The organism is Bacteroides xylanisolvens XB1A (genome assembly GCF_000210075.1).
GTDB lineage: Bacteria > Bacteroidota > Bacteroidia > Bacteroidales > Bacteroidaceae > Bacteroides > Bacteroides xylanisolvens.
In genome coordinates, this window is sequence record NC_021017.1 from 4,008,576 (window position 1) to 4,019,002 (window position 10,427).

The 10,427-nt window shown below is 41.8% G+C and carries 8 protein-coding genes; 6 read left to right on the top strand and 2 right to left on the bottom strand.

Annotated elements, in window-relative coordinates; genetic code table 11:
• Positions 1–30: 30 nt before the first annotated feature.
• From BXY_RS15360 to nagB, 6 genes are all read left to right on the top strand, one after another.
• Positions 31–1,608: a pectate lyase gene (locus tag BXY_RS15360; RefSeq protein WP_049702319.1), complete on the top strand. Its 1,578-nt coding sequence runs from the start codon at positions 31–33 to the stop codon at positions 1,606–1,608.
• 173 nt (positions 1,609–1,781) lie between these two features.
• On the top strand, positions 1,782–2,576 hold the full coding sequence (locus BXY_RS15365) for a LiaF transmembrane domain-containing protein (protein WP_015532389.1): 795 nt from the start codon (positions 1,782–1,784) through the stop codon (positions 2,574–2,576).
• Positions 2,577–2,579: 3 nt separating this feature from the next.
• On the top strand, positions 2,580–3,398 hold the full coding sequence (locus tag BXY_RS15370) for a LytTR family DNA-binding domain-containing protein (protein WP_004312817.1): 819 nt from the start codon (positions 2,580–2,582) through the stop codon (positions 3,396–3,398).
• Between the two features lie 437 nt (positions 3,399–3,835).
• Positions 3,836–4,816: a TIGR01212 family radical SAM protein gene (locus BXY_RS15375; RefSeq protein WP_009040076.1), complete on the top strand. Its 981-nt coding sequence runs from the start codon at positions 3,836–3,838 to the stop codon at positions 4,814–4,816.
• 54 nt (positions 4,817–4,870) lie between these two features.
• Positions 4,871–6,067, top strand: a complete 1,197-nt coding sequence (locus BXY_RS15380) for an FprA family A-type flavoprotein (RefSeq protein WP_008020770.1) — start codon at positions 4,871–4,873, stop codon at positions 6,065–6,067.
• 51 nt (positions 6,068–6,118) lie between these two features.
• The gene (gene nagB, locus BXY_RS15385; protein ID WP_004301540.1) at positions 6,119–6,931 is read left to right on the top strand and encodes a glucosamine-6-phosphate deaminase; all 813 of its coding nucleotides are present in this window, start codon (positions 6,119–6,121) and stop codon (positions 6,929–6,931) included.
• Between the two features lie 93 nt (positions 6,932–7,024).
• On the opposite strand, the gene BXY_RS15390 is transcribed toward nagB, so the two are convergent.
• Together BXY_RS15390 and BXY_RS15395 are read right to left on the bottom strand one after the other, a co-directional pair.
• Positions 7,025–7,639, bottom strand: a complete 615-nt coding sequence (locus BXY_RS15390; RefSeq protein WP_015532391.1) for an L-threonylcarbamoyladenylate synthase — start codon at positions 7,637–7,639, stop codon at positions 7,025–7,027.
• An 80-nt stretch (positions 7,640–7,719) separates the two neighbouring features.
• Positions 7,720–10,245, bottom strand: a complete 2,526-nt coding sequence (locus BXY_RS15395) for an AsmA family protein (protein ID WP_015532392.1) — start codon at positions 10,243–10,245, stop codon at positions 7,720–7,722.
• Positions 10,246–10,427 lie beyond the last annotated feature (182 nt).

A 10,427-nucleotide genomic window follows, 5' to 3' on the forward strand; every position in this document is an offset into this window, starting at 1 on the left:
TTGTATTATTCCATAAATAAAAATATGAATATGAATTTGATCTTTCGTTGTTTAACCGTTTTATTAACTCTGATCGGAAATGAGGCTGTTTTTGCCTTTTCTGGTATTGGTAACACTCTTGATTTTGGAGAGTTGGCTGCTTTTCCCGGAGCAGAAGGATATGGACGTATGACTACAGGCGGACGTGGAGGTGAAGTGTATATTGTTACTTCTTTAGCAGATGATGGGATGCCTGGCACTTTACGTTATGGTATAGAAAAGTTGGATGGTCCTCGTACTATCATTTTTCAAGTGTCCGGTACAATATTTCTGCATAAAGACCTAAAAATACGGAAAGGGAATTTGACTATTGCGGGACAAACTGCACCGGGAAACGGTATTTGCATAGCGGGTTATCCGGTGACAAATTATGCTAGTAATGTAATTCTCCGTTTTTTACGTTTCCGTATGGGTAATAAAGAATGTGTGCATCCTGACGGTGCAGATGCTTTAGGAGGAAAAGGGGCAAGGAATGTGATTATAGACCATTGCTCTATCAGCTGGTGTACAGATGAATGTGCCTCTTTTTATGAAAATGATGATTTTACTATGCAGTGGTGCATTATTTCTGAAAGTCTTAGATTAGGTGGACATACCAAAGGTCCTCATGGATATGGAGGAATTTGGGGAGGTGAACACTCTTCTTATCACCATAATTTATTAGCCCATCATGATAGCCGGAATCCCCGTTTCGGATTAGGAGCTAAGGTACGTAAGAATGGAGAATGTGATGGTGATTATGTAGATTTTCGCAATAATGTGATCTATAATTGGGGTATGAACAGTTCGTATGGTGGTGAAAGGATGAATATTAATATAGTGAACAATTATTATAAACCTGGTCCTGCAACGGTGACAGGCTCTAAACGTGGACGGATTTTTGCTATAGATGCAACAGAAAATAGGAATGGGGGGTATCTGTGGGGAAAGTATTATATTGATGGTAACGTTGTAGATGGAGGGGCAGATGATAAAAACAGCCAAAAGGCTACAGCTAATAATTGGGAATATGGAGTTTACAATCAATTTTCGAATAATTATAAGAAAGTAGTTACGCAAAAAACTAAAGACTCGATTCGATTGGACAAACCTCATGAATTTGCATCGGTAACGACACATTCTGCTTTCAATGCTTATAAACAAGTGTTGGATTATGCGGGGTGTTCATTGCATCGAGATGATGTGGATGCACGTATTGTGAAGGAAACACGTACGAGAACAGCTGGATATAAAGGTTTGAATATTCATAATGGAGAAGGAGGTATTTGGAAAAGTGAAGGATATCCGAAACCAGGATTGATAGATAGTCAGGATGATTTGCTCTCGTTAAATACTTCGGAAAATGTTTCCGCATGGCCAGTTCTTTTACAGAGAAGTACCTTGATTGATTCTGATAATGATGGTATGCCTGATGCATGGGAGAGAAAATTCGGATTAGATCCTCATGATGCTTCTGATGGCAATGGAAAAACGATAGATAAATATGGCCAGTATACAAATCTGGAAATGTATATGAATAGTTTGGTGCATGACATTATTGAAAAACAAAATAGCGGTGGAAAAAAGTAATCTGCAAACATCGTATTAAGAATTATCTTTATCAGGTAAGATACTTTATAGTCAGTTTCACCGGTTTTTATCCGGCATTCATCGGAATTTATACCGGAAATCAACAGAAAAGGCTGTAGAAGCAGTGGGAAATGATGTATCTTTGAACCATTAATCAATTAATAATAGAGACAATGGAAGAGAAACAAAAATTTCCCACTGCTACAGGCTTTTCCGGTAAAACACTGATAGCTTCGCTTTTTATCCTTTCTGGGATTCTGCTGTTTGCCCGTAATATGGGATGGATTACATCTGAAGTCTTCGATATGATCGTATCCTGGCATTCACTCCTTATTATATTAGGTATATATTCTATGATTCGCCGCCATTTCATCGGTGGAATCATCCTTTTGTTGATAGGTGTGTATTTTTTGATTGGAGGGCTTTCATGGTTGCCTGAAAATTCGCAGGCAATGGTATGGCCTATCGCTCTGATAACAGCAGGTGTCTTATTCTTTTTTAAATCCGGCAAGAACAGGCGGGGGCACTGGGCGCACCATCATGCCATGCAGCACCGTCAGAAGTGGATGAAGATGCATCAGGGACAACCCGGCATGAACTTTGAAAGTGAACAACAGCAGGCAGAGTCAGTAGATGGTTTTCTACGTGCCGAGAATGTTTGGGGAGCTGCCCGTCACGTGGTACTTGACGAATTGTTTAAAGGAGCTGTCATTCGCACATCCTTTGGAGGAACGACGATTGATTTGCGCCATACCCATATTGCACCCGGAGAAACATACATCGATTTGGATTGCAGTTGGGGAGGAGTTGAGATATATGTCCCTTCTGACTGGAAAGTCGTGTTTAAATGCAATGCTTTCTTTGGAGGATGTGATGATAAACGTTGGCAGAATGGAAATATAAATAAGGAGAGTGTATTAGTAATTCGGGGAACACTTTCTTTCGGAGGCTTGGAGGTTAAAGGCTAGCGTATGAAAGCACATCCGATTATAGAATCTCCTTTTCGTTGGATTCCGATGCTGGTGCTGGCATTGATTCTGGTTGTATTCCAAGTAGCTTTAGTCTGTGGATACACCGGAAACGATTATCTTCCCGCTTTGGTAGATGGAATAGTAACGATCGGTTGGTTGGCGGCTATCGCCTATCTGGCATGGTTTGTGGTCGGTCTTGTCTCGTTGTTCCAGACGGATGTAATTATGATTATCGTTGGAAGTCTGCTTTGGCTGGCAGGAAGTTTTATGGTCTGTGACATAATGGTGAGAATTGTAGGAGTGTCCTATGTTCCTTTTGCGCAGACAATCCCTTTCCGGTTATTGTTCGGACTACCGGTTTTAATTGCCATTACTCTATGGTACCGCTTGATAGTCACAAAAGAAGAAGTACAAAATCAGGAAATGGAAAAAGAACTGGCTGTACATCAGGTGAATGTGGCTGAACAGCAGAAAGAGTCAGCCATGGAATGGGTAGATCGTATTACAGTGAAAGACGGCTCCCGGATTCATTTGGTGAAGGCAGACGAATTGATTTACATACAAGCATGTGGAGATTATGTGATGCTGATAACCCCCACAGGCGAATACCTGAAAGAGCAGACTATGAAGTATTTTGAAACTCATCTCTCTCCGGATACATTTGTTCGGGTGCATCGTTCTACGATTGTGAATGTTACGCAGATTTCCCGGGTCGAGCTTTTTGGAAAAGAAACCTATCAGTTATTATTGAAGAATGGAGTGAAACTTCGGGTTAGCCTTTCCGGCTACCGGTTGCTGAAAGAACGGTTGGGGATATAAAATCTGTTTATTCTGATTTTGTAATATACTATCACTACAGCCCTGTTATAAATGTTTCATCTAGCAGATCGGTTGGGTAATAGTATTGATCTCGCTTCTTTGTTTTGGAAAAGTGAAATGAATAATATTCGTTAAAAAAATCCTCTTTATAATCTTATTCAGAATATAAAGAGGATAATTTTATTGACAAGAGTTGCATGGGGTATGGTGAGATGAAATCATAATTGGGGAATAATTGCACAAGACTTTCACAAGTATCCTCCTGCCAATGCCTAAAATCATGACAAAGCTAATTAAATAGTTTTTTGAATAGCAATGTTTATTAATTTATCTTATGGAATTTATGAAATTTTTAATATATTGAAGATATTTTGTGTCAACTTTCCATAACTCGCTGATTTTGCTTATGTTTGTAGGTAAAATAAAGAAAGAAGTGAATGAACATGTCTACGCAGCTATTATATAATGATTTTCCTACTTTTTTGCGGAAATATTTTCCTTACAAGGTACAAAAGATTTCATTGAACGCAGGTTTCACTTGTCCTAATCGTGACGGAACAAAAGGATGGGGCGGATGTACATATTGCAATAACCAGACTTTTAATCCGGATTACTGCCGGACAGAGAAGTCTATCACTACCCAATTGGAAGAAGGGAAATGCTTTTTTGCCCATAAATATCCGGAAATGAAATATTTGGCTTACTTTCAGGCCTATACCAATACGTATGCCGAACTGGAAGGCTTGAAGCGTAAATATGAAGAAGCGTTGACGGTAGACGGGGTGGTCGGACTGGTGATAGGTACACGCCCCGATTGTATGCCGGAGAGTTTGTTGCGTTACTTGGAAGAATTGAACAAACATACTTTCCTTATGGTTGAATATGGGATCGAGAGCACTTGCGACGAAACCTTAAAACGCATTAACCGGGGGCATACTTATGCCGATACGGTGGAAGCCGTCCGGCGGACAGCCGCCTGTGGTATCCTGACAGGCGGACATATCATCCTCGGACTTCCGGGAGAAACGCATGATACGATGGTGGCACAAGCGGAAATACTTTCCGATCTGCCTTTAGCTACACTCAAGATCCATCAGTTACAATTGATTCGTGGTACACGAATGGCGCATGAGTATGATGAAGCTCCTGATGGTTTTCATTTGTTTAACGAGGTGGAGGAATACATTGATCTGGTGATTGATTATGTAGAACATCTTCGTCCCGATATAGTTGTGGAGCGTTTTGTTTCCCAATCTCCTAAAGATTTATTAATAGCTCCGGACTGGGGATTGAAAAATTATGAATTTGTAGCGCGTTTACAAAAAAGAATGAAAGAAAGAGGTGCTTATCAAGGTAAGAAGTATAGGGATTCGGAAAAAAGGATTATTTTTGCAGACGATAAACTTACCACTGAATAAATAGCTGTTTGAGCGGAATATAGATGGTGGAAGAAATATAAATGGATTTGAAGAATGGAACATAAAACAAGAATTAAAGGAAATGTCCACTATGTGGGAGTGAATGACCGTAACAAGCACAGATTTGAAGGGATGTGGCCATTGCCCTATGGAGTTTCATATAACTCTTATCTGATTGATGATGAAATGGTGGCATTGGTGGATACGGTAGATATTTGTTATTTTGAAGTCTACTTGCGTAAGATCAAGCAAGTGATTGGAGAACGTCCCATTAATTATTTGATTATAAACCACATGGAACCGGATCATTCGGGATCTATCCGACTGATTAAGCAACATTATCCGGAAATTATTATCGTGGGTAACAAGCAGACCTTCGGTATGATTGAAGGTTTCTACGGTGTAACCGGCGAACAGTATCTGGTAAAGGAAGGTGATTTCTTAGCTTTGGGACATCATAAACTGCGTTTTTATATGACTCCGATGGTGCATTGGCCGGAAACGATGATGACTTTTGATGAAACGGACGGCGTTCTTTTCTCCGGCGACGGATTCGGATGCTTTGGCACTGTAGATGGCGGATTCCTGGATACGCGGATCAATGTGGATAAGTATTGGGGGGAAATGGTTCGTTACTACTCTAACATCGTAGGCAAATACGGAAGCCCCGTGCAAAAAGCTTTGCAAAAATTGGGAGGACTACCTATTTCTGCCATCTGTTCTACACATGGTCCGGTATGGACAGAGAATATTGCCAAGGTAATTGGTATCTATGACCGTTTGAGTCGTTATGATGCAGACGAAGGTGTTGTTATTGCTTATGGAAGCATGTATGGAAATACGGAGCAAATGGCGGAAGCTATTGCAGAAGAGCTTTCGGCACAGGGTGTTAAGAACATTGTCATGCATAATGTGACAAAGAGCCATCCTTCTTATATTATAGCGGATATTTTCCGTTACAAGGGATTGATTATCGGTTCTCCCACTTATAGTAATCAGATATTCCCGGAAGTGGAAGCGCTGCTCTCAAAGATTCTGTTGCGTGAGGTGAAGGGACGCTATTTGGGTTACTTCGGTTCTTTCACATGGGCAGGTGCTGCTGTGAAACGTCTGGCAGAGTTTGCGGAAAAGAGCAAATTCGAATTGGTCGGTGATCCGGTGGAGATGAAACAGGCAATGAAAGACCTGACTTATACTCAATGTGAAAACCTGGCACGTGCCATGGCGGATCGTTTGAAGAAAGATCGTTAAAACTGTGAATGAGATAATAATTTATTAACTAACCTATAAAACAATCGACTTATGAGACTTATTATTCAGCCGGACTATCAGTCCGTATCTCTGTGGGCTGCACATTATGTTGCTGCTAAAATAAAGGCTGCCAATCCAACCCCCGAAAAACCATTTGTATTGGGCTGTCCCACCGGATCTTCTCCTCTGGGTATGTATAAAGCTTTGATCGACCTGAATAAGAAAGGAATCGTTTCCTTCCAGAATGTGGTAACATTCAACATGGACGAATATGTAGGATTGCCGAAAGAACATCCGGAAAGCTATTATTCTTTCATGTGGAATAACTTTTTCGGTCATATCGACATCAAACCGGAGAATACGAATATTCTGAATGGTAATGCTCCGGATTTGGATGCAGAGTGTGCACGTTATGAAGAAAAGATCAAGTCATACGGTGGTATCGACCTGTTCATGGGCGGTATCGGTCCTGACGGACATATTGCGTTCAACGAACCGGGATCTTCATTGACTTCACGCACTCGTCAGAAAACATTGACAATGGATACCATCATTGCTAATTCCCGTTTCTTCGATAATGACATCAATAAGGTTCCTAAGACCTCTTTGACAGTGGGAGTAGGTACTGTACTTTCTGCAAAGGAAGTGATGATTATTGTAAACGGTCATAACAAAGCTCGTGCTTTGTATCATGCAGTAGAAGGTGCTATCACACAGATGTGGACAATCAGTGCATTGCAAATGCATGAAAAAGGTATTATTGTTTGTGATGATGCTGCTACGGCGGAATTGAAAGTAGGTACTTACCGTTACTTCAAAGATATCGAGTCTGCTCATTTAGATCCGGAATCTTTGATTAAGTAAGCATAAAACTGATTCTATAAAAAGAGAATGGGCTGCATCAGTGTTGAATTGATTGCAGCCCATTTTGTATGTTAGAGATAGCTGTCAGCGGAATTAATTCTCTTCCAGCCAGCCTTTTCCTTGCCGGACGATTTCCAGTTCGTTGTCCGTACATTTCACTACCGTTGAAGGTTCTATACCTCCGATACCGCCGTCAATGACCAGATCAACGATGTCGCCGAACTTTTCATCTATAAGTTCGGGATCAGTCATATATTCCAAGTCCTCGTGCTCTTCGTATGGCAGTGTGGTGGTCATAATGGGAGCGTCCAGCAGGCGTGCGATTTCACGGATGATGTTGTTGTCCGGCATACGGATACCTACTTCTTTCCGGTTGCGGAAGATTTTCGGTAACCGGTTGGTGCCGTTCAAAATAAAGGTAAATGGTCCCGGAAGATTATGCTTCATCAGTTTGAATACGTTATTGTCTACTTTTGCGTATTCGCTGATACTGCTTAAGTCATAACAGATGATAGACAGATTGTTTTTTCGAGGGTCTATCTCTTTAATCCGGCAGATCCGTTCTATGGCACGTTCCTTCAGACCATGACAGCCGATGGCGTACATCGTATCGGTAGGATAGATGATAAGTCCGCCGTCATTCAGGATATCGATGATTCGTTGTAAATCCTGCGGGTTATTGTTTTTATCATATAGTTTCAGTAGCATATTAAAAGCTTCATCCCTTCCCTCTCGCAAAGGAGAAGGAGGAGGGACGAGTGGGGTTAAATGGTTATTGTCTTCTCTTTTTATTTGAGTTTCTTTTTCAAGAAATCCAGTGCCTTTTCCGCAGCTTTCTCTGTGACTTTTTGTTTGATTGAGTCTTTGTTGGCGGTAGCGGCAGAGTCCAGGCCAAGTTTCTGTCCGAGTTTGCTGATTGCTTCATCGGCTACGGCTTCGACAGCTTGGTTGGCCATGCTTTTAGTATCTACGCTGACTTTCGGAGAGGTGAACGAACCTCCGATTTTCAAGTCAAGAGTCATTAACTTAGAGATATTGCCTACGGATGCGGGCAGTTTTACTTTACCGGAATAGTCGATGGTTTGATCGAGTCCTGTGCTGCCGGAAAGATTCAGTGTGTAGTCTCCCATCTTGATATCAAACGGTTTGGTTTCTACGCGACCGTCTTTGATGGTGAAATCCAATGTCATGTCTTTCACTTTCATGTCTTTCAGGCTGGGTTGCTTCACGGCATCGGCTATCTGGTCGATTGCTTTTACTCCGCTTAAACTAAGGTCGCGCGTGGAAAGGCTACCGTCACCCTGCATCGTATTCAGTACGGGGCTCATGGCTGCATCCAAATCTGTTAGGATATTGATGCTTCCGGAGAAATTACCTTTCAGGTTTTCGAAGATAGGAGCCATTTTCTGCACCATATCCAGTTCTTTGTATGCTTGTGCAAAACCGATATTGGAGAGCTTGAATCCGGCTTTCATTTCCGGCTTCTTTATGTTGGCGGTGGAGTAGTAGCCGTTCATCACTACATTACCACCCATGGTGTTCATGGAAAGGTTTTTCATATCCACTTTGCCATCTTTTACAACAAGTTTGCCATTCATATTATTGAAAGACATCTTGTCGAATAACACCTGTTTCAGGTTAGCGTCCATTTGGAAGTCGATGTTACGGGGAACTTCAACAATACCTGTGGCGGCTGTAGCTACAGAGTCGGTGGACGCAGCTTCTGATGTGGAGGCTTCATCGGCAGAAGCGGTGATGAAGTCGTTCAGATTGAAGTAGTTGGAACGAATATTCAGGTTTCCTTTCAATGTGCTACCTTTCAATACATAACCGATGTAGTTTTCAAACCGGCTGTCGGCGGTGATATCGTTCTTTCCGATGTTGACGGTTGTTTCACTCAACTGGAGGTATTTCGGAGTGAAGGTGAAGAGAGACTTTTTAATTTCTACATCCGGCATATCTTTCATTTTGAGTTTCATGCCCGTCAGTCCGATAGTGCCCGAGGCTTGTATACGTTCGTATTCTTCTTTTTCGATGGATGAGAGGCGTCCCGACATTTGCATATCGGCGTCGATGGTACCGTTCAACTCTATGTCTCCAAGCGGGTAGACTTGTTTGATCATACCTAAGTTGAGTACTCCTTTCGCTTCTGCTTTAAAATCCGGATCACTGATCGGTGTTTTCACTGTAGCAGTCAGGCTAAACGGATTTCCGGCAAGGCGGAAACTGAACGGATTGATGTTGACCGTAGTCAGGTCGATATTTCCTCCGGGATTTTGAACGTTGGCACTGATGTTGATTTGATCTACTCCTGCCGGTAGAGCCGGATAGCGGAACATAGCATCCTTGACTTGCATGTCAATATTGAATGCCGGAACGGTGTCTCCTTGCAGGATACCTTTGGCCGTTGCGGTAAGCGTTGCAGTTCCGTCTGTTTTCAGGCTGGAGAATTCTGTGGCGTAAATGGCGGGAATTAATGACAATATTTCCTTGAAGCCTATATCGTTCGTGTTAAGTTTCAAGTCCATGTCGATAGCCGGGTCTTTCAAGGCTACCCAGCCGTCGATGCCTGCCTGAATGGCGTTGAGGCGGATGGTATTGTCTTTTAATGTGTATTTGTTATTGGCAAGGTCAGCATCTACGTCCATCTTGGCGGAGATATTGGCATTTGCCAGGAAAGGGATTCCATTCATCTTGTAGGTGAGTGATTTGGTTTCCGCTTCCAGTTTCAGAGTGGTACGTTCGCTTCCTAAGTCTCCGGCACAAATAGCGTTGAAGTCGCGGATATCAGCATACATCTTTCCTTGTTGATCGTCATAAATCAGATTCATGTTTTTGATAACAAAGCGTTGCAGTTTGACTTTGAAAGGAGAAGAGGCTTCTTCTTCTGCAGGCGTTTCGACTGTTGCTATTGTATCCGGTTTCATGATATCCCAGTTGGCACGTCCGTCCGGCAAGATAATGGCATGTAACTTCGTGTCTTCGATAAATATTTTAGAAATATCGTAACCGCTATCTCCGAAAAGGGAGAATAAGTTGACTGCGGCGGTAACTTCTCCGGCTTGTACAAGGGTGTCATTGGCAAATTCACCCGTACCCTTCAGCCAGAAATCTTCGAGAGTGACAGAAGCCTGTGGAAAATTGCGGAACAGACTAATGTTAAGGTTCTTAAAGTCAAATTGTGCGTTAAGCATCTTGTTGCCTTCTGTTTTTACAATGTCGGCTATCTTTCCTTGGAAGGCGAAAGGAAGAAGGAACATCAGAATGATAATTACTCCTACGGTGATAGCTGCGATTTTCAAACCTTTTTTCATTTGCTTCTATTTTAAGAGTTTGAGATATAATGAAGAGCAAAACTAATAAAACTTTTTGATAATAAGAGATAAAAGAGAAATTTTTAGGGATTCTTATTTTTAAATTAAGCGGAATCCAAAGGACTGGCTTCTGGCTTAATCCGAACTTCCGGTTTTAGTTCAAATCGGTGCAGAAATGAGAT

Excerpts from the sequence above, each read along its gene's own strand:
- BXY_RS15360 (WP_049702319.1), top strand. The coding sequence starts at position 31 with ATGAATTTGATCTTTCGTTGTTTAACCGTTTTATTAACTCTGATCGGA.
- BXY_RS15365 (WP_015532389.1), top strand. The coding sequence starts at position 1,782 with ATGGAAGAGAAACAAAAATTTCCCACTGCTACAGGCTTTTCCGGTAAA.
- BXY_RS15370 (WP_004312817.1), top strand. The coding sequence starts at position 2,580 with ATGAAAGCACATCCGATTATAGAATCTCCTTTTCGTTGGATTCCGATG.
- BXY_RS15375 (WP_009040076.1), top strand. The coding sequence starts at position 3,836 with ATGAACATGTCTACGCAGCTATTATATAATGATTTTCCTACTTTTTTG.
- BXY_RS15380 (WP_008020770.1), top strand. The coding sequence starts at position 4,871 with ATGGAACATAAAACAAGAATTAAAGGAAATGTCCACTATGTGGGAGTG.
- nagB (WP_004301540.1), top strand. The coding sequence starts at position 6,119 with ATGAGACTTATTATTCAGCCGGACTATCAGTCCGTATCTCTGTGGGCT.
- BXY_RS15390 (WP_015532391.1), bottom strand. The coding sequence starts at position 7,639 with ATGCTACTGAAACTATATGATAAAAACAATAACCCGCAGGATTTACAA.
- BXY_RS15395 (WP_015532392.1), bottom strand. The coding sequence starts at position 10,245 with ATGAAAAAAGGTTTGAAAATCGCAGCTATCACCGTAGGAGTAATTATC.